General features: G+C 61.4%; 18 protein-coding genes and 1 pseudogene. 11 read left to right on the top strand and 8 right to left on the bottom strand.

Translation table 11 applies throughout. The features are described from left to right. Window positions 1–235: 235 nt before the first annotated feature. The 3 genes from AC07XZ_RS13615 to AC07XZ_RS13625 all read right to left on the bottom strand — a co-directional run bounded on the left by AC07XZ_RS13615 (window position 236) and on the right by AC07XZ_RS13625 (window position 1,984). Window positions 236–1,114 (bottom strand): phasin family protein, encoded by an 879-nt coding sequence (locus AC07XZ_RS13615; RefSeq protein WP_102687893.1) that lies wholly within the window; start codon window positions 1,112–1,114, stop codon window positions 236–238. 10 nt (window positions 1,115–1,124) lie between these two features. Next, window positions 1,125–1,547 (bottom strand): phasin family protein, encoded by a 423-nt coding sequence (locus AC07XZ_RS13620; protein ID WP_007952416.1) that lies wholly within the window; start codon window positions 1,545–1,547, stop codon window positions 1,125–1,127. A gap of 161 nt (window positions 1,548–1,708) precedes the next feature. Then, a complete protein-coding gene (locus AC07XZ_RS13625) occupies window positions 1,709–1,984 on the bottom strand; it encodes a polyhydroxyalkanoic acid system family protein (RefSeq protein ID WP_007952417.1) in 276 nt (91 codons plus the stop codon). 165 nt (window positions 1,985–2,149) lie between these two features. Between AC07XZ_RS13625 and ubiE the strand changes: the two genes are divergently transcribed. From ubiE to AC07XZ_RS13680, 11 genes and pseudogenes are all read left to right on the top strand, one after another. After that, window positions 2,150–2,920 carry a bifunctional demethylmenaquinone methyltransferase/2-methoxy-6-polyprenyl-1,4-benzoquinol methylase UbiE gene (ubiE, locus tag AC07XZ_RS13630; protein ID WP_102687892.1) on the top strand — a complete coding sequence of 257 codons (771 nt, stop codon included), beginning with the start codon at window positions 2,150–2,152 and terminating at the stop codon, window positions 2,918–2,920. Continuing rightward, window positions 2,920–3,543 carry a ubiquinone biosynthesis accessory factor UbiJ gene (locus AC07XZ_RS13635; RefSeq protein WP_007952419.1) on the top strand — a complete coding sequence of 208 codons (624 nt, stop codon included), beginning with the start codon at window positions 2,920–2,922 and terminating at the stop codon, window positions 3,541–3,543. Before ubiE ends, AC07XZ_RS13635 begins: the two co-directional genes overlap by 1 nt. After that, the gene (gene ubiB, locus AC07XZ_RS13640) at window positions 3,540–5,144 is read left to right on the top strand and encodes a ubiquinone biosynthesis regulatory protein kinase UbiB (protein WP_007952420.1); all 1,605 of its coding nucleotides are present in this window, start codon (window positions 3,540–3,542) and stop codon (window positions 5,142–5,144) included. Before AC07XZ_RS13635 ends, ubiB begins: the two co-directional genes overlap by 4 nt. An 80-nt stretch (window positions 5,145–5,224) precedes the next feature. Beyond that, entirely contained in the window at window positions 5,225–5,626 is a 402-nt protein-coding gene (gene hisI / locus AC07XZ_RS13645; protein ID WP_007909357.1) for a phosphoribosyl-AMP cyclohydrolase, read from the top strand. Beyond that, window positions 5,619–5,951, top strand: coding sequence for a phosphoribosyl-ATP diphosphatase (locus tag AC07XZ_RS13650; protein WP_007952422.1), 333 nt, complete (start codon window positions 5,619–5,621; stop codon window positions 5,949–5,951). The genes hisI and AC07XZ_RS13650 overlap by 8 nt, the downstream gene beginning before the upstream one ends. A 25-nt stretch (window positions 5,952–5,976) precedes the next feature. Further along, complete coding sequence (locus AC07XZ_RS13655; RefSeq protein WP_102687891.1) at window positions 5,977–6,255, top strand: twin-arginine translocase TatA/TatE family subunit; 279 nt, start codon at window positions 5,977–5,979, stop codon at window positions 6,253–6,255. 10 nt (window positions 6,256–6,265) lie between these two features. Further along, on the top strand, window positions 6,266–6,712 hold the full coding sequence (tatB, locus tag AC07XZ_RS13660; RefSeq protein ID WP_102687890.1) for a Sec-independent protein translocase protein TatB: 447 nt from the start codon (window positions 6,266–6,268) through the stop codon (window positions 6,710–6,712). Further along, a complete protein-coding gene (gene tatC, locus AC07XZ_RS13665; RefSeq protein WP_085608402.1) occupies window positions 6,709–7,497 on the top strand; it encodes a twin-arginine translocase subunit TatC in 789 nt (262 codons plus the stop codon). The genes tatB and tatC overlap by 4 nt, the downstream gene beginning before the upstream one ends. Further along, entirely contained in the window at window positions 7,494–8,201 is a 708-nt protein-coding gene (locus tag AC07XZ_RS13670; protein ID WP_102687889.1) for a 16S rRNA (uracil(1498)-N(3))-methyltransferase, read from the top strand. Before tatC ends, AC07XZ_RS13670 begins: the two co-directional genes overlap by 4 nt. Window positions 8,202–8,424: 223 nt before the next feature. Next, a pseudogene (locus AC07XZ_RS13675) lies at window positions 8,425–9,369 on the top strand (methyl-accepting chemotaxis protein); the annotation flags it as partial. Between the two features lie 141 nt (window positions 9,370–9,510). Continuing rightward, the gene (locus AC07XZ_RS13680; RefSeq protein WP_371857706.1) at window positions 9,511–10,224 is read left to right on the top strand and encodes a methyl-accepting chemotaxis protein; all 714 of its coding nucleotides are present in this window, start codon (window positions 9,511–9,513) and stop codon (window positions 10,222–10,224) included. Between the two features lie 156 nt (window positions 10,225–10,380). Here the strand turns inward: AC07XZ_RS13680 and AC07XZ_RS13685 are convergent, their stop codons facing one another. The 5 genes from AC07XZ_RS13685 to AC07XZ_RS13705 all read right to left on the bottom strand — a co-directional run bounded on the left by AC07XZ_RS13685 (window position 10,381) and on the right by AC07XZ_RS13705 (window position 17,742). After that, window positions 10,381–11,115 carry an amino acid ABC transporter ATP-binding protein gene (locus tag AC07XZ_RS13685; protein ID WP_064592877.1) on the bottom strand — a complete coding sequence of 245 codons (735 nt, stop codon included), beginning with the start codon at window positions 11,113–11,115 and terminating at the stop codon, window positions 10,381–10,383. After that, window positions 11,108–12,067: an amino acid ABC transporter permease gene (locus AC07XZ_RS13690; RefSeq protein WP_007952431.1), complete on the bottom strand. Its 960-nt coding sequence runs from the start codon at window positions 12,065–12,067 to the stop codon at window positions 11,108–11,110. The genes AC07XZ_RS13685 and AC07XZ_RS13690 overlap by 8 nt, the downstream gene beginning before the upstream one ends. 141 nt (window positions 12,068–12,208) lie before the next feature. After that, window positions 12,209–13,006 carry a transporter substrate-binding domain-containing protein gene (locus AC07XZ_RS13695; protein WP_039772466.1) on the bottom strand — a complete coding sequence of 266 codons (798 nt, stop codon included), beginning with the start codon at window positions 13,004–13,006 and terminating at the stop codon, window positions 12,209–12,211. A 358-nt stretch (window positions 13,007–13,364) separates the two neighbouring features. Next, complete coding sequence (gene mdoH, locus AC07XZ_RS13700) at window positions 13,365–15,935, bottom strand: glucans biosynthesis glucosyltransferase MdoH (protein ID WP_102687887.1); 2,571 nt, start codon at window positions 15,933–15,935, stop codon at window positions 13,365–13,367. Next, window positions 15,928–17,742, bottom strand: a complete 1,815-nt coding sequence (locus AC07XZ_RS13705; protein ID WP_102687895.1) for a glucan biosynthesis protein G — start codon at window positions 17,740–17,742, stop codon at window positions 15,928–15,930. The genes mdoH and AC07XZ_RS13705 overlap by 8 nt, the downstream gene beginning before the upstream one ends. Window positions 17,743–17,954 lie beyond the last annotated feature (212 nt).

The raw sequence follows: 17,954 nt of genomic DNA on the forward strand, positions 1-17,954 counted from the left end.
AGGACATCGCGCTGAAGGAAGTGGCTGATGACGTGTGGGAGCTGTACCTTTGCAACTTCTGTTTAGGCAGGCTTGAGCGCGGTGCCAACCGCGTATCAAGCCTGTAAAAGGTGTAAACGATGTCCCCGGTCTAATGTGTAAAGGATGTACCGGTCTCTACAGTGAGGGGCTCTTGGATCAGACATAAAAAACGCCCGACCTTCACAGGCCGGGCGTTTTTTTGAGCCCTGAAAAATCAGGACTGACTGGTTGGCGTCGACGGCGTCGATGCAGCAGTCGGAGCAGGCGCCGGGGTTGGAGCCGAGGCGGAGTTCGACGTGCTTGCCAGTGCTTGCGGTGTGGTTACCGGTTTTGGTGCTGCAGCTTTCGGTGCAGCGGCTTTCGGCGCGGCCGGTTTTTTCACTGCAGGCTTTTTCGCCGCAGCCGGTTTGGCGGCAGGCTTGGCAGCGGGTTTGGCGGCAGCCGTTTTCGCTGCAGGCTTGGCCGCCGGTTTGGCAGCTGGTTTTGCTGCCGTTTTTGCAGCCGGCTTGGCGGCGGCCTTGGCGGCAACCGGTTTGGCCGCGGCTTTCGCTGCAGGCTTGGCGGCAGCAGTTTTGGCTGCTGGTTTTGCGGCCGGTTTGGCGGCGGCTTTAGCCAGTGGCTTGGCAGCGGTTTTGGCCGCAGGCTTGGCTGCTGCGGTTTTCGCCGCGACAGGCTGAGCTTTCAGGCCGGTGAGTTTTTCGATCTGCTTGGTCAGGGTATCGACCTTCTTGTGCAGATCCTTCACCTCGTTGCGGCTCGGTACGCCCAGGCGCGAAATCGCACTGTTCAGGCGCTTGTCGAAAGCCCCTTCCAGCTGATCCCAGGTGCCCAGTGCGCGATCTTTCACGCCGCTGATGCGCGATTTTGCCGAGCTTGCAGAATCCTTGGCAGCATCGACTTTCTTGCCGACTGCAGCCTTGGTGAGCTTCTCGGCTTTCTCGCCGTCTTTGACCAATGTATCGAAGAGCTTGCTGCCGTCAGTGTCGATCTTCGAGTACACGCCTAAACCAGCCAGCCAGATCTTGCGGGAATAGTCTTCGACTTTTCCGATCCACGAGCTGCCTTCTTTATCGGTGTTCTTTTTACCAGCCATCCCGTTCTCCTTAAGATTTACGCGCGACGCGTTCGAGCAATGCCGTCAGCTCATCGAGCTTAGCAGAGAGTGCCTCAACGTCATGTTTAGACGGAATGCCGATACGATTCAAGGCACTGGCGACACGCGTGTCGAACGCCTTCTCGACCTTGTCGAGCTGAACTTCGACCCGGCCTTTGAAAGAGCTGACTTCGCTCTTGGCTTCATCGATCTCGGCGTTGGCCGCTTCGAGTTTTTCGGTGACGGCTTTTTTGCCTTTCTTTTCAACAGTTTGACCAGCCTTGATCAACTCCTGAAAGTACTCGCTGCCCTCCTGACCGACCTTGGTGTAGGCACCCAGGCCTGCCAGCCAGATCTTGCGGGCATAGGATTTGACGTCGCTCAGAGCGGAAGTCGAAGCGTCGATTTTTTTCTTCAAAATGACTTTGGCCATGGTGCACCTCACGCGCAGAAGGTTTGAGGAACTGCCCTGACGAGTGTCGGGCTCAGGCACAAAGTAGGGAGAAAAATTAGAAACGGCACCCTAACAACTGACATAAAAGGCAGGTGCTCAGGAAAAAAACGGGGAGCCCGAAGCTCCCCGTTTTGTCCTGATCAGACCAGCGCTTTATCCAGCGCCTTTTCGATCTCGGCTTTGATCATGCCGCTCATGGCCGACATCATCAGGCCCAGTTCCACGTCGACCCGGATCGAATCCTCGGCCACATGCACCGCGCCCTTCACGCCCGAACGCTTGAGGTTCAGGACATCGCCCGACCACTGCGGCTCCAGGCCATATTGATCGGAGAGTTTTTGCGCCAGTTTGTCGGCTTTCTCGCGGGCCGCTTCCTTGCCCAGGCTGTGGGCACGCTCAACACTGATATGGGCCATTGAATGACTCCTGCTTTTTGAATGGGGCTATGAATGCCTGCAACGAATCTTGACCGCCACTGCGGCAAATCGTCCCGAAGGTTGCCCATCTTACCTTTAGCCATTCCAAGACAAAGCATGGCTTGGGGATTAGAATGTCGCGCATTCTCTTTTGGTGACAGCGATATGACTGATCAGCACAAAGGCAGCGATGCCGAACCCACCACTCACTTCGGCTTCAAAAACGTTCCGGAAAGCCAGAAAGCGGAAAAAGTCGCTGAGGTGTTCCACTCCGTGGCCGCCAAGTACGACCTGATGAACGACCTTCTGTCGGGCGGCATGCACCGTCTGTGGAAGCGCTTCGCGATCGAACTGTCGGGCGTGCGCTCCGGCAACCGCGTACTGGACATCGCCGGCGGCACGGGCGACCTGACCAAAAAATTCTCGCACCTGGTCGGCCCGACCGGTCAGGTGGTGCTGGCCGATATCAACGAATCCATGCTCAAGGTCGGTCGTGACCGCCTGCTGGATGTCGGCGTGTCGGGCAACGTCGAGTTCGTCCAGGCCGACGCTGAAAAGCTGCCGTTCCCGGACAACCATTTCGACTGCGTGACCATCGCCTTCGGCCTGCGCAACGTGACGCACAAGGAAGACGCCCTGCGTTCGATGCTGCGCGTACTCAAGCCGGGCGGCCGCCTGCTGGTGCTGGAATTCTCCAAGCCGACCAACGCGCTGATGTCCAAGGCCTACGACGCCTACTCGTTCGCCTTCATGCCGCTGATGGGCAAGCTGATCACCAACGACTCGGAAAGCTATCGCTACCTGGCCGAATCGATCCGCATGCACCCGAATCAGGAAACTTTGAAGTCGATGATGGTCGACGCCGGTTTCGACCGCGTGACCTATCACAACATGACCGCAGGCATCGTCGCCCTGCACCGCGGCATCAAACCCTGATGCTGCTGACCGGGCTGCTCGCCAGCGTCGAACTCGGCCTGAACCGCGTGCTGCGTCTCGACAGCACGGCGCTGCCGCGACTGGCGCATCTGACCGGCAAAGTGATTGCCGTGGATTGCCGCAGCCCGGCGCTGCAACTGTTCATCCTGCCGAGCGACGAAGGCCTGATGCTGGCGTCCCACTGGGAAACCGGCGTCGACTGCACCCTGCGTGCCCCCGCTTCGAGTCTGGTGAAACTGGCCCTGAGCAAGGACAAGACCGCGGTGCTGCACGCACCGGAAGTCGAACTCGACGGTGACAGCGGCGTGCTGCTGGAACTGGCGGGCGTGCTGCAGGATCTGGAGCTGGACTGGGAGTACGAACTCTCGCGCTGGCTGGGACCTGTCGCCACGCAACTGGTCGGCGGTCACCTGCGCAGCCGCGCCCGCTGGTATCAACAAGGATTTGCCAGCCTCAACCAGAACCTCGCCGAATACCTGGCCGAAGAATCGCGCACCCTCGTCGGGCAGCGCGAAGCCGAAGCCCGCTTCAGCGAACTGGACCGGATCAAACTCGATCTGGAACGTCTCGAGGCGCGCTTCGAGCGCCTTTCCCGATCCCTCGACCCAAGCGATAACGCATGAAGCTGCTCGCCGTCCGCCGTCTGTTGCGCATCCAGCGCGTCGTGATCCGCTACCGCCTCGATGACCTGCTGTTCGATCTGCCTTTGCCGTGGTTCCTGCTGGCGCTGCGCTACGTCTTGCCGTGGCGCTGGTTCCCGCGCAAGCCGCTGGACCTGAGCCGTGGCGCACGCCTGCGCCTGGCCTTGCAGGACCTGGGGCCGATCTTCATCAAGTTCGGGCAGATCCTTTCGACCCGCCGCGACCTGCTGCCAGAAGACATCGCCGATGAGCTGATGCGGTTGCAGGACCGCGTGCCGCCGTTCGATTCGCAGCTGTCGGTCAAGCTGATCGAAGAGCAACTGGGCAAGAAGATCAGCGAAGTGTTCAGCCGTTTCGACGTCGAACCGCTGGCCTCGGCCTCGGTGGCGCAGGTGCATGCCGCGCAGTTGAAGACCGGTGAAGAAGTAGTGGTCAAGGTGATCCGCCCGGGCCTGAAACCGATCATTGCCCAGGATCTGGCGTGGCTGTTCATCCTCGCCCGCGCCGCCGAAAAGGTCTCCGCCGACGCTCGTCTGCTGCACCCGGTGGACGTGGTCAGCGACTATGAAAAAACCATCTACGACGAACTCGACCTGTTGCGCGAGGCAGCCAACGCCAGCCAGTTGAAACGCAACTTCGAAGGCTCGCCGCTGCTGTACGTGCCGCAAGTCTATTGGGACTGGTGCCGGCCGAAAGTGCTGGTGATGGAGCGCATCTACGGGATTCAGGTGACGGATCTGGCGACCCTCGCCGACCAGCGCACCGACATGAAAATGCTCGCCGAGCGCGGCGTGGAGATCTTCTTCACCCAGGTATTCCGCGACAGTTTCTTCCACGCCGACATGCACCCGGGCAACATCTTCGTCAGCACCGTCAACCCGTGGAGCCCGCAGTACATCGCTATCGACTGCGGCATCGTCGGCAGCCTGACCCCGGAAGACCAGGACTATCTGGCGCGCAACCTGTTCGCCTTCTTCAAACGCGACTACCGCCGCGTGGCGCAATTGCACATCGATTCGGGCTGGGTGCCGGCGGAAACCAAGCTCAACGAATTCGAAGCGGCGATCCGTACCGTGTGCGAGCCGATCTTCGAAAAACCATTAAAAGATATTTCATTTGGCCAGGTGCTGATGCGCCTGTTCCAGACCGCGCGCCGCTTCAACATGGAAGTGCAGCCGCAACTCGTATTGCTGCAAAAGACCCTGCTGAACATCGAAGGCCTGGGCCGTCAGCTGTATCCGGATCTGGATCTGTGGAACACCGCGCAGCCGTTCCTCGAACGCTGGATGCGCGAGCGCGTCAGCCCGAAAGCCTTGATCGGCAACGTCCAGAGCCAGTTCGAACAACTGCCGCACCTGGCCAACATGGCCCGTGACCTGCTCGAACGCATGTCCCAACCTCACGCCAACGACCCGCCACCGCCGTGGAAAAAGCGCAAGGACGACTGGTTCCTGCGCCTGCTCGGCAGCGCCCATCTGGCGGGCGGTACGATCCTCGCCGCCGGTGGCCCGATGCACGAACTGGGGCATTGGCCCGCCGGGATCATGGTGGCCGTCGGCTTGTATCTGGTCGTTCGCCGATAGCCAGTTCCGTGATCGGCTGGCACACTGTTTCAACGCCTGAGCCCGACTATTGAAGTGTGGGTTCGCTGTCGGAGTCGAAGATGAAAAACTGGCTGGACGAGATCAAGTGGGACGCCGATGGCCTGGTGCCGGCGATTGCCCAGGATCACAAGACCGGACGCGTATTGATGATGGCCTGGATGAACCGCGAAGCCCTGGAGCTGACCGCGGCGGAAAACCGTGCCATCTATTGGTCACGTTCCCGTGGCAAGCTGTGGCGCAAGGGCGAAGAGTCCGGCCACGTACAGACGCTGCATGAAATGCGTCTGGACTGCGACGCCGACGTCATCATCCTGATGGTCGAACAGATCGGCGACATCGCTTGCCATACCGGCCGTCAAAGCTGCTTCTACCGCGTCTTCGAAAACGGCGACTGGAAAACGGTCGACCCGGTCCTGAAAGACCCGCACGCCATCTATTCCGCAGGACACAAACATGAGTGACACTCTGACCCGCCTTGCTCAGGTGCTGGAAGAGCGCAAAGGCGCAGCCGCCGACAGCTCGTATGTCGCCAGTCTGTACCACAAGGGTCTGAACAAGATTCTGGAGAAGGTCGGCGAAGAGTCGGTTGAAACGATCATTGCCGCCAAGGACGCCGCCGTCAGCGGCGACTGCAGCGACGTGATCTACGAGACCGCCGACCTGTGGTTCCACAGCATGGTCATGCTTGCCCAGCTGGGGCAGCATCCGCAGGCGGTGCTGGATGAACTGGATCGCCGTTTCGGCCTGTCCGGACACGTCGAGAAAGCCTCGCGCCCGTCCGCCTGAACAACTATTAGAGAGGAACAGCAACATGGGCATTTTTGACTGGAAACACTGGATCGTCATCCTGGTGGTCGTGGTACTGGTGTTCGGTACCAAGAAACTGAAAAACCTCGGCACCGACGTCGGCGAGTCGATCAAGGGCTTCCGTAAAGCCATGAACGACGACGAGAAACCGGCCGATCCGACCGTCACGCCTGCGCAACCGGTACCGCCGGTCCAGCCGCAACCCACCGCTCAGGCCAACCCGCCGCACACCATCGACGTGCAGGCGCAGAAAGTCGAAGAGCCGATCCGCAAAGACGTGTGAGCACTGACTAATGTTTGGTATCAGCTTCTCTGAACTGCTGCTCGTCGGCCTCGTCGCCCTGCTGGTGCTGGGCCCCGAGCGTCTGCCGGGCGCTGCACGCACCGCCGGCCTGTGGGTCGGACGGCTGAAGCGCAGCTTCAACGCGATCAAACAGGAAGTTGAGCGTGAAATCGGTGCCGACGAAATCCGTCGGCAACTGCACAACGAGCACATCCTGTCGCTGGAACAGGAGGCGCGGAAGATTTTCACGCCGGTTCAGCAGGAGCCGACGCCGGTCGAGCACGTGGGTGAGCAGACGATTCACAGCCCTGCCGCTCCAACGCCAGCGGCACCTGCTGTAGCGCCAACCGAACCAGCGCCTGTCGTCGCGCCAGCCTCGGTTGAACACGTAGCCCCAACCGCCGCGCCGACCACACCAGCGCCTCACGACACCACTCTGCCGCCGCGAGCCCCATGAGCGATCTCCCCGAAAACGACCAGCACATGCCGCTGGTTTCGCACCTCACCGAGTTGCGCACCCGCCTGCTGCGTTGCGTGGCGGCGATCTTCATCATCTTCGCCGGGTTGTTTGCCTTCACCCAGCAGATCTACACCTTCGTCTCGACGCCGCTGCGCGAATACCTGCCGGCCGGCGCGACGATGATCGCCACCGACGTGTCGTCGCCGTTCCTGACGCCGCTGAAACTGACGATGATGGTCTCGCTGTTCCTGGCGATCCCGGTGATCCTGCATCAGATCTGGGGCTTCATCGCGCCGGGCCTGTACAAGCACGAGAAGCGCGTCGCAGTGCCGTTGCTGATCTCCAGCATCCTGCTGTTCTACACCGGCATGGCGTTCGCCTACTTCTTCGTGTTCCCGCTGATCTTCAAGTTCTTCGCCTCGGCCACCCCGGCCGGCGTGGAAATGATGACCGACATCACCAGTTACCTCGATTTCGTCATGACGCTGTTCTTCGCTTTCGGCGTGGCGTTCGAAATCCCGGTGGCCGTGGTGCTGCTGGTGTGGATCGGCGTGGTCGACGTCAAATACCTGAAGAAGATTCGTCCGTATGTGATCATCGGCTGCTTCGTGGTCGGCATGATCCTGACACCGCCGGACATCTTCTCCCAGACCCTGCTGGCCGTGCCGATGTGGATGCTGTTCGAAGTCGGCATCCTGTTCGGCAGTCTGGTCAGCAAACGCGAGCGCCCGGAAGAAACCGTAGACGATCACAACGACCAGCCGCCAGCGACTCAGCCATGAACCTGCTGCTGCTCGAAGAGGCCGACTTCATTGCGGCCGACCGCGTCGTGCTGCGTGATCGGCGCCTGACCCACATGCAGGAAGTCCACCGTTCGGAAGTCGGCGACAGCCTGCGGGTCGGGCGGATCGGCGGGTTGATGGGCTCGGCCGAGCTGCTGCGCCTGGACGCGGGTGAAGCCGAGCTTCGGGTCACCCTCGATCAACCGCCACCGGCCAAACTGCCGCTGACCCTGGTGCTCGCCCTGCCCCGCCCGAAAATGCTGCGCCGGGTGTTCCAGACCGTGGCGACCATGGGCGTGTCGAAGGTGATCCTGGTCAACAGCTACCGGGTCGAGAAAAGCTTCTGGCAAACGCCGTTCCTCGAGCCGGAAGCGATTCGCGAACAGCTGATCCTCGGCCTCGAACAGGCCCGCGATACCGTGCTGCCGGAAATCATCATCGAGAAGCGCTTCAAGCCGTTCGTCGAAGACCGCCTGCCAGCCGTCACCGACGGCACCCTCGGCTTGGTCGGTCATCCGGGCAACTTCCCGCCCTGCCCCCGCGCCCTGAACGAACCGGTAACCCTGGCCATCGGCCCCGAGGGTGGCTGGATTCCCTACGAAATCGATCTGCTGACCAAGGCCGGGCTGCAACCGGTGCAACTGGGCGAGCGAATCTTGCGGGTCGAAACCGCCGTCACCGCACTGCTTGCCCGGTTGTTCTGAGCGCTTCTGTTCTAAGCACTTCGCCGGACAAAAGGCGTTACAGATTGCCATCATCCGGCCGATACCCTCTCCATAAGTCCAATTAGTGGTCCGAGGGAGTCGTCGCATGTACCGTTGGTTAGCCGAGAGTCTTGGAAACGTCAGCGTCAAACGTAAGCTTGGAATCGGTTTCGGCCTGGTGCTGCTGCTGACCCTGTTGATCACCTTCACCGGCTGGACCGGCATGAGCGGAATCATCAGCCGGGGCGACAAGCTCGGGTTCATCTCCGGCCTCAACGAGCTGACCAAAGACCTGCGCCTTGCGCGCCTGGACTATGAAGCGCGCCGTGGCGAACAGGGTCCTGGCGCGGTCAACGACCTGCTCGGCAAACTCGACAGCGGCCTGCAAAGCGCCCGCAACATGATCGAGCAACCGTCCGACGTGGCCATGATCGATCAGCAACTGGCGGCGGTCGCCGAGTACAAACGCGCCTTTGGTGACATGACTCAGGCCACCGTGCAGCGTGAAGACGCCCGCAGCAAACTCGGCGCCAGCGCCGACAATGCAGTGGCCAAGGTCAGTGAAGTCGAGAAATCCCTGCTGCAAGGCGACAGCGTCGCGCAATTCAACAGCGTGATCGAACTGAGCAAACTGCTGCAGCAGGCGCGCTATCAGGTGCGCGGCTACACTTACAGCGGCAAGGCCGAGGCCGAACAGCCGGCGCTGGATGCCATCGCCGCCGCCCTGAACAATCTGGAAAGCCTGCCGAGCAAACTGCCCGAGCAACACATCGCCAACCTGCAACAGGCCACCGAATCGCTGAAGGCTTACCGCGCTGCCGTCAGCCAGTTCCGCGACTCCCAGGTGAACAACGCCAAGGCGCTGGCTCGCATGTCGGCCCAAGGCGACATCCTGCTCGACGTCAGTAAGAAACTCACCGAATCCCAGACCATCGTCCGCGACACCGATGCCGCGCACGCCAAAAACATGCTGATGATCGCCACCCTGCTGGCCCTGGCCTTCGGTCTGCTCGCGGCTTGGGCGATCACCCGCCAGATCATCATCCCGCTGGAGCAGACCCTGAAAGTTGCCGAGCGTGTGGCCGCCGGTGACCTGACCCACAACCTGGTATCCCTGCGCCGTGACGAACTTGGCCAACTGCAACGCTCGATGCAGAGCATGACTCAAGGCCTGCGCGAACTGATCGGTGGCATCAGCGACGGCGTGACCCAGATCGCCAGCGCCGCCGAGGAGTTGTCCGCCGTGACCGAGCAGACCAGCGCCGGGGTGAACAATCAGAAAGTCGAAACCGACCAGGTCGCCACCGCCATGAACGAAATGGCCGCCACCGTGCAGGAAGTCGCGCGCAACGCCGAGGAAGCTTCGGAAGCAGCGGTCGCCGCCGACCAGCAGGCCCGCGAAGGCGACAAGGTGGTTGGCGAGGCCATCGCCCAGATCGAACGCCTGGCCGCCGAAGTCGGCCACTCCACCGAGGCCATGGGTGAGCTCAAACGCGAAAGCGACAAGATCGGCAGCGTGCTCGACGTGATCAAGTCCGTGGCCCAGCAAACCAACCTGCTGGCCCTCAACGCCGCCATCGAGGCCGCCCGTGCCGGTGAAGCCGGACGTGGTTTTGCGGTGGTCGCCGACGAAGTCCGCAGCCTCGCCCAGCGCACCCAGAAGTCCACCGAAGAGATCGAAGAGCTGATCGTCGGTCTGCAGAACGGCACCCAGCAAGTGGCGACGATCATGGACAACAGCCGCACCCTGACCGACAGCAGTGTCGAGCTGACCCGGCGTGCCGGTGGCTCGCTGGAAAGCATCACCCGCACCGTCTCGGCGATTCAGGCGATGAACCAGCAGATCGCTGCAGCGGCCGAGCAGCAGAGCGCCGTGGCCGAAGAGATCAACCGCAGTGTGCTGAACGTGCGGGATGTCTCGGACCAGACCTCGGCGGCCAGTGAAGAGACGGCGGCCTCCAGCGTCGAGCTGGCGCGTTTGGGCACTCACCTGCAAACGCTGGTGGGCCGGTTCAAGGTTTGAGGTGATTCACCCACCTCGGTTCGCTTGGGACCGAGGTGATGCTATCGCTGGCAAGCCAGCTCCCACAGGGTTTGTAGTCGACCACGAAGTTTGTGTTCAGCCCCATTAACTGTGGGAGCTGGCTTGCCAGCGATGACGTCCGAGCGGACGCCGCAGTTACAGAACCTGTCGAAGGAACGCCTGAGCTCGCGGATCCTTCGGTGCATCGAAGAACTCCGCCGGCGAGGCGTCTTCCAGCAGTTTGCCGTGATCGAAGAACAGCACCCGATCCGCCACTTCCCGGGCGAAGCCCATTTCGTGGGTCACGCAGACCATGGTCATGCCTTCCACGGCCAGGTTCTTCATCACGTCCAGCACTTCGCCGACCATTTCCGGGTCGAGGGCCGAGGTCGGTTCGTCGAACAGCATGACCTTCGGATCCATCGCCAGCGCCCGGGCAATCGCCACGCGCTGCTGCTGACCGCCGGACAGGCGCGACGGATATTCGCGGGCCTTCTGGGCGATGCCGACCTTCTCCAGCAATGCCAGAGCCTTGGCCTCGCTTTCTTTCTGGCCGCGTTTGCGCACGACTTTCTGCGCCAGGCACAGGTTTTCCAGCACGGTCATGTGCGGAAACAGATTGAAATGCTGGAACACCATGCCGACTTCGCGGCGGTAGGCGTTGACGTCGGTTTTCGGGTCGGCCAGTTGCAGGCCGTCGATGCTTACCGAGCCGGAATCGAATTCTTCCAGACCATTGAGGCAACGCAGGAAGGTCGACTTGCCTGAACCGGACGGGCCGATCACCACCAGCACTTCGCCCTTGGCCACGGAAGTGCTGACGTTATCCACCGCGCGCACCACCTGCCCACGGGTGTCGAAGACTTTTACCAGATCGCGGACTTCAATCACTTTGCGCGAGCCTCCGCTCAAGCCGGCTGGCGATTTTCGACAGCGGCAGGTTGATCAACAGGTACAGGCCGGCGACGCAGAACAGGATCTCGAACGGCGAGAACGACGTGGTGATGACTTCACGACCGCTTTTCAGCAGCTCGGTGATGGCGATCACCGACACCAGCGAGGTGTCTTTGACCAGACTGATGAACTGCCCGGCCAGCGGCGGTAGCACGCGTTTGAACGCTTGCGGCAGCACCACATGACGCATCGACTGGCCAGCGCTCAGACCCAGCGAACGCGCCGCTTCGTTCTGGCCGCGGGCAATCGACTGCACGCCGGAACGGATGATTTCCGCCACGTAGGCGCCGGTGAACAGCGACAGCGCGGCGATCCCGGCGAATTCCCGGGACAGGTTCATCACCGTGCCGATGAAGAAATAGAAAATGAAGATCTGCACCAGCAGCGGCGTGCCGCGCACCAGTTCGACATAGATCGTCGACAGGTCGCGCAGGGTCGGGTTGCTCGACAGCCGGCACAGCCCGGTCGCCAGACCGATCAGCAGGCCCAGCACGCCGGACACCACCGACAGCCAAAGCGTGGTCCACAGGCCCCACAACAGCGGACCCGCCGCCCAATGCCGCGTCACACCCACGACGTCGCCTTCGGCCACATCGTCGCCCTGAGCGAATTGCAGGCTGTTTTCGTCGACGGTCAGGTGCTGCTCGTCACCGGCATCGTTGCGCAGGGTGACCTGCGCGCTGCCGCCCTTGCGCACCAGTTCGCTGACGGTGGAAATGTCGGTCGCGCGCTGGGTTTCCTCGGCCTGATAGGCGAAGTACTGCGGCACACGGTTCCAGCGCCATTCGTAGGACATCAGCGACGTGGCGTAATACAACGCGCCAGCCAGGCCGACCAGCACCAGCACAGTCAGGACGTGCCAGGGCCATTGGGCTTTTTTCTGTTTCATTGAATGTTTCTCTGATTCGCTCGTTCCCACGCTCTGCGTGGGAATGCATCCTGTGACGCTCTGCGTCACGCTTGCTAAGGGACGCGGAGCGTCCCGGGCGGCGTTCCCACGCAAAGCGTGGGAACGATCAGCGGGCGGGCCTTATTCCATGTCCTTGAGCCACTCGGTGCTCTTGAACCACTTGTCATGGATGCGATCGTAGGTGCCGTCTTCGTGGATCTGGTGCAGGAAGTTGTTGATGAAGTTGATGCTGTCGTAGTCACCCTTCTTCAGACCGAAGGCCAGTGGCTCGTAGGTGAACGGCTTGTCGAGGAACACCAGCTTGCCGGCGCCGACCTTGTTCACCGCGACCACATTGTACGGGGCGTCGTAGATGAAGGCGTCAGCCTTGCCGTTGACCACGTCGAGCACGGCTTCCTGCTCGTTGTCGTAACCGTGGTACTTGGCCTTGGAGATCAGCTTCTTGGCGACCATCTCGCCGGTGGTGCCGAGCTTGGAAGTGATGCGGTAGTCGGCGGTGTTCAGGTCTTTGTAGGACTTGATGGTGCCTTCCAGCTCTTTACGGATCAGCAGGGTCTGGCCGACCACGATGAACGGTTCGCTGAAGTTCAGGCGCAGGTTGCGCTCCTGGGTCAGGGTCATGCCGCTGCCGATCATGTCGAACTTGTCGGTCATCAGCGCCGGGATGATCCCGTCGTAGCCGGTGGAGACCAGCTCCAGCTTGACGCCCATCGCCTTGGTCATGGCTTTGAGGATGTCGACTTCGAAACCGATGATTTCGCCGCGCTTGTTGGTCATTTCGAACGGCATGTAGGTCGGATCCATGCCGACTTTCAACGAGCCACGCTTGACCGCGTCGTCGATGGCGCCGGCCTGCGCCGCATTGACTGCAACCAGTGCCGTGACGCCGACCAGCAGCATCGACAGATACTTCTTCATCTTCAAGTCCCCAAAACCATTGCGTTTGCGGCGCGAAAACCGACAGAAATGGACAAGATTGTCCGGGTGCGCCAATTCGGGGACGGATGCTAACGCACTCGATTTTTTGCACAAGGTTTAATGGACGATTTGTTTAACATTCAAGAACCACCCCTCACCCCAGCCCTCTCCCCAGAGGGGAGAGGGGGAAAGGGAGCCGATCTTCGTTGTCTTCCAGACCGGAGTTCAACTCGGTATCTCACGTCGGCGTAACTCGAGCATTCAACTCGGTCAGTCCCCTCTCCCTCCGGGAGAGGGTTAGGGTGAGGGGGGCTCTTTTTCTGGACATAAAAAACCCCGCTTTCGCGGGGTTTCTTCATCAGGCCGGTTGCGCCTGCAAGCTCACCGGCTTGAGCGGCAGCAGCGGCGCGTGGGGATCGGCTTTCACCGAAGCCCGCCAGGCGTCCAGCCACTCGGCATGGCCTTCGGCCCACACCTGCTCGTGCAGACGGGCCAGGGCCACCGGATCGCTCAGCAGTTGCAGACGATCATGGTTGTTCAGCCCGGCCGGGCCGACCTTGATCGCGTGACGCACACGTTCCTGGCGCAGCCATTCGATCGGCTCGGCCTGACCGTGACGCGAGGTCGCCAGCGAGCACGCCAGGGCGTTCTGCTGTGGATCGACCACGGCGCGGACGAAGCCGTCGTTCAGCGCGTGCCAGCGGTTTTCGTGGGTGTACTGATCGGTGGCCAGCAGCTCCTGTGGCGGATTGTATTCCTCGGGGATGAGGAACAGGCTTTCGTCACGGGATTTGAGGCCCAGACCGACGCGGCTGGAAATCACCGACACCGGAATCGACAGCATCAGCGAACCGACGATCGGCACCAGCCACCACAGGAAGCTCGGGTTCAGCCAGATCACCAGCAGCGCCCAGAAGAAGCCCAGCAGGGTCTGCGGACCGTGACGCTTGACCGCTTCGCTCCATGGCGTGGAATCGTCGTCACGCTGCGGCGAGTTCCAGGTCGCGGCCCAGCCGAGGAACGCGGCCAGAACGAAACGGGTGTGGAAAATCATCCGCACCGGCGCCAGCAGCATGGAGAACAGCATCTCCAGCAGCATCGACAGGGTCACCTTGAACTTGCCGCCGAACTCTTTCGCGCCCTTGGCCCAGATCAGGATGATGCTCAACAGCTTCGGCAGGAACAGCAGCACGATGGTCGTCGAGAACAGCGCGATCGCCTTGTCCGGGTGCCATTGTGGCCACAGCGGATAGAGCTGACGCGGTTCGAGGAAGTACTGCGGCTCCATCAGCGTGTTCACCGCCAGCAGCGCGGTCGACAACACCAGGAAGAAGAACCACAGCGGCGCCGACAGGTAAGACATCACGCCAGTCAGAAACACCGCGCGGTGCACCGGGTGCATGCCTTTTACCAGGAACAGACGGAAGTTCATCAGGTTGCCGTGGCACCAGCGACGGTCACGCTTGAGTTCATCGAGCAGGTTCGGCGGCAGTTCTTCGTAGCTGCCCGGCAGATCGTAGGCAATCCACACGCCCCAGCCGGCACGGCGCATCAGCGCCGCTTCAACGAAGTCGTGAGAGAGGATCGCACCGGAGAACGCACCCTTGCCCGGCAACGGCGCCAGAGCGCAGTGGTCGATGAACGGCTTCATGCGGATGATCGCGTTGTGACCCCAGTAGTGGGATTCACCCAGCTGCCAGAAGTGCAGGCCGGCGGTGAACAGCGGACCGTACACGCGAGTGGCGAACTGCTGCATGCGTGCATACAGCGTGTCCATGCCCGAAGCGCGCGGCGCGGTCTGGATGATGCCGGCGTCCGGAGTGGCCTCCATCAGGCGCACCAGACTGGTCAGGCACTCGCCGCTCATGACCGAGTCGGCGTCGAGTACGACCATGTACTTATAGTCACCGCCCCAGCGACGGCAGAAGTCGTCGAGGTTACCGCTCTTGCGTTTGACGCGACGGCGACGGCGGCGATAGAAGATCTTGCCGAAGCCCTTCGCTTCACGGCAGACGTCCAGCCAGGCCTGCTGCTCGGCAACGCAGATGTCGGTGTCGTTACTGTCACTGAGGACGAAGAAGTCGAAACGGTCCAGGTCGCCGGTAGCGGCGACCGACTCGAAGGTCGCGCGCAGACCGGCGAACACCCGAGGCACGTCTTCGTTGCAGATCGGCATCACTAGTGCGGTGCGCGCGTCTTTCGGAATCGGCTCGTTGCCGGCACTTTTACCGGAGATCCGGTATTTATCGTGGCCGGTAAGCAATTCGAGGAAGCCCATCAGCGCGGTCCAGAAACCGGCCGACACCCAGCAGAACAGAATCCCGAACATGATCAGGATGCTGGTCTGCAGCGCATATGGCAGCACTTGCGTGGCGGTTTGCAGCAGCGGTTGATGCAGGACTTCTTCCAGATCGACGAACGACCAGCCCTGGTACGGCATGATGCCTTTCATGTACCAGCCGGCGACGATGGTCTGACCCAGCATCAGCACCAGCAGAATGTAGCGACGGATCGAACCGACCGTGCGCCACCGCGCCGCCGGCAGCACATTGGCGTCCTTCGGCGGTTGCGGCGGGTTGGTCCGGCCGGTCAGGCGGCGCCAGCCACGCACCAGAATGTTGGTGCGCCACGGCTCCGGCACGACCTTGGTCCGACGGATCGGCGGCGTGGCCTTCATGCTGACCCGGCCGCTGGCGTCGAGCACCAGCATTTCCGCGTCTTCCAGCTCTTCGGCGGTGCTCAGGGTCAGGCGCTTGCCCACCGAAGCCTGGGCGGCTTCGGTCGGCGCGTCAAAGGTCTTGGACGACAGGCGTTCATGCAATTCGCTGAAGGACTGGCAGCCCGCGAGTTCCGCGCGCTGCTCGTCGGTCATCGGCAGATGCGCCAGGTACTCGGACAGAGTCTCTGGCTGTACTTGAGAGTTACTCATCGGCAGGCAACTGATAGCTCCAGGTCTCGGTCAGGACTTCTTCAGTCGGTGCCGATTCCGGTGTGGCTGGGGCCGCGTCCGCAGCGGCTGGCTGCTTGGCGTCTTTGTTGGCCTTGTCCTTGGCATCTGCAACCGGCTTGGCGTCGGCCTGTTTGGCCTCGGCGGCCTTGGCTTCCTTGTCGGCTTTCTCTTGTTGCTTGGCGGCAACCTTGTCGGCCTTGGCTACCGACGAGTTGGACGTCGGCACCGAAGACTTGGCCAGATCAGCGGTGACCACTGGCTGCACCAGGGCTGCGCGCATCTCGGTGGACTTGCTCGCGTCCTTGATCTTCATCCGCAGGGTCAGGCGCCAGCCCTTGGTTTCCGGGTTGTAGCGCACGCTGTTCTCGACCAGTTCGGCGTTGTCGCCGACGCTGACCTGGCTGCGAACGTCTGCATCCGGGGCCAAGGCGGCCAGGGACGGGCCCTCGAAGTCGACCAGGTAGGCAACGCTGCCATCCGGCTGACGGATCAGGTTCGATTGCTTGACGTCACCGGTCGAACGCAGGGTCTGGTTGACCCAGGCGCTGTCCGGCGCGTGCAGCGCGGCTTCGTCGATGGTCCAGTGCATGCGGTAGGCGAAGTCCAGCGGCTGGCCTGGCTCCGGCAGTTTTTCCGGGCTCCAGAACGCAACGATGTTGTCGTTGGTTTCGTCGGCGGTCGGGATCTCGACCAGATCGACGGTGCCTTTGCCCCAGTCGCCCTTCGGCTCGATCCAGGCGCTTGGGCGCTTGTCGTAGCGGTCGTCGAGGTCTTCGTAGTGGCTGAAGTCACGGCCACGTTGCAGCAGACCGAAACCACGCGGGTTTTCGACGCTGAACTGGCTGACAGCCAAATGTTTCGGGTTGTTCAGTGGGCGCCAGATCCACTCGCCGTTGCCGGCATGGATCGACAGACCGCTGGAGTCGTGCAGTTCACGACGGTAGTTGAGCACTTTCGACGGCTGGTTGGCGCCGAACAGGAACATGCTGGTCAGCGGCGCGATGCCGAGCTTGCCGACCTTGTCACGCAGGTACATCTGGCCCTTGACGTCGACGATGGTGTCGCTGCCCGGACGCAGGATCAGACGGTAGGCGCCGGTCGCACGTGGCGAATCCAGCAGGGCGAAGATCACCAGGTGCTTGTCGCCCGGCTTCGGCTGCTGAATCCAGAACTCGCGAAAACGCGGGAATTCTTCGCCGGACGGCAAAGCGGTATCGATCGCCAGACCACGGGCCGACAGACCGTAGGTGTGACCCTTGCCGACAACGCGGAAGTAGCTCGCGCCCAGCATGGTCATGATTTCGTCTTGCTTGTCAGCCTTGTTGATCGGGTACAGGACACGGAAACCGGCGTAGCCCAGTTGTTCGGTGGCCTTAGGATCGAACTGCAGGTCGCCGAAATCGAAACGGCTAGGATCGTATTTGATCTCTTCGACGGTGTTCGCGGTGATTTCGTTGATTTTCACCGGCGTATCGAAGTGCATGCCCTGATGATAGAAGGACAGCTTGAACGGGGTCTTCTGGTCGGCCCATTCGGCTTTTTCGGTGCGGAAACGAATCTTCTGATAGTCCGCGAATTTCATTTCACGGAATTCGTTTGGCAGGTTGCTGCGCGGGGCTTCGAACTTCTGCCCGGCCAGCTCTTTGGCCTTGGCCGACACATCGTCAAGATTGAATGCCCAAAGCTGGCCGGCGCTGAGCAGGCAGAGTACTGCCGAGCCCGCTACCAGAGCGCTGCGCAAGCGTTTGGCAGACAATTTTGCTGCATTACAGGGACTAACAATCACGAGCAACCCTCGCCGAAAACAGATCAATAAACCAACGGCCAGATGAAGTGCCTGTGAGGGATTCGGTACAAAAAAACCGACCTTTCAGGGCACCCTTGCCAAGTTGGCGAGCATTGTTCCGACTCCGCTGGGTCAAAATGATTCCCCAATCGGATCCGGACAAGTCTCTACCTAAGTCAAAATGGACCAACGAACGCTGATCCCCGTAGCGC

The organism is Pseudomonas sp. GW458-11-26-14-LB4 (assembly GCF_059423925.1).

Coding starts and splice junctions, on each gene's coding strand:
- AC07XZ_RS13695 (WP_039772466.1), bottom strand. CDS start 13,006: ATGAAGAAGTATCTGTCGATGCTGCTGGTCGGCGTCACGGCACTGGTT.
- AC07XZ_RS13615 (WP_102687893.1), bottom strand. CDS start 1,114: ATGGCTGGTAAAAAGAACACCGATAAAGAAGGCAGCTCGTGGATCGGA.
- AC07XZ_RS13655 (WP_102687891.1), top strand. CDS start 5,977: ATGGGCATTTTTGACTGGAAACACTGGATCGTCATCCTGGTGGTCGTG.
- ubiB (WP_007952420.1), top strand. CDS start 3,540: ATGAAGCTGCTCGCCGTCCGCCGTCTGTTGCGCATCCAGCGCGTCGTG.
- tatC (WP_085608402.1), top strand. CDS start 6,709: ATGAGCGATCTCCCCGAAAACGACCAGCACATGCCGCTGGTTTCGCAC.
- hisI (WP_007909357.1), top strand. CDS start 5,225: ATGAAAAACTGGCTGGACGAGATCAAGTGGGACGCCGATGGCCTGGTG.
- AC07XZ_RS13650 (WP_007952422.1), top strand. CDS start 5,619: ATGAGTGACACTCTGACCCGCCTTGCTCAGGTGCTGGAAGAGCGCAAA.
- ubiE (WP_102687892.1), top strand. CDS start 2,150: ATGACTGATCAGCACAAAGGCAGCGATGCCGAACCCACCACTCACTTC.
- AC07XZ_RS13670 (WP_102687889.1), top strand. CDS start 7,494: ATGAACCTGCTGCTGCTCGAAGAGGCCGACTTCATTGCGGCCGACCGC.
- mdoH (WP_102687887.1), bottom strand. CDS start 15,935: ATGAGTAACTCTCAAGTACAGCCAGAGACTCTGTCCGAGTACCTGGCG.
- AC07XZ_RS13680 (WP_371857706.1), top strand. CDS start 9,511: ATGAACGAAATGGCCGCCACCGTGCAGGAAGTCGCGCGCAACGCCGAG.
- AC07XZ_RS13625 (WP_007952417.1), bottom strand. CDS start 1,984: ATGGCCCATATCAGTGTTGAGCGTGCCCACAGCCTGGGCAAGGAAGCG.
- AC07XZ_RS13635 (WP_007952419.1), top strand. CDS start 2,920: ATGCTGCTGACCGGGCTGCTCGCCAGCGTCGAACTCGGCCTGAACCGC.
- AC07XZ_RS13620 (WP_007952416.1), bottom strand. CDS start 1,547: ATGGCCAAAGTCATTTTGAAGAAAAAAATCGACGCTTCGACTTCCGCT.
- tatB (WP_102687890.1), top strand. CDS start 6,266: ATGTTTGGTATCAGCTTCTCTGAACTGCTGCTCGTCGGCCTCGTCGCC.
- AC07XZ_RS13690 (WP_007952431.1), bottom strand. CDS start 12,067: ATGAAACAGAAAAAAGCCCAATGGCCCTGGCACGTCCTGACTGTGCTG.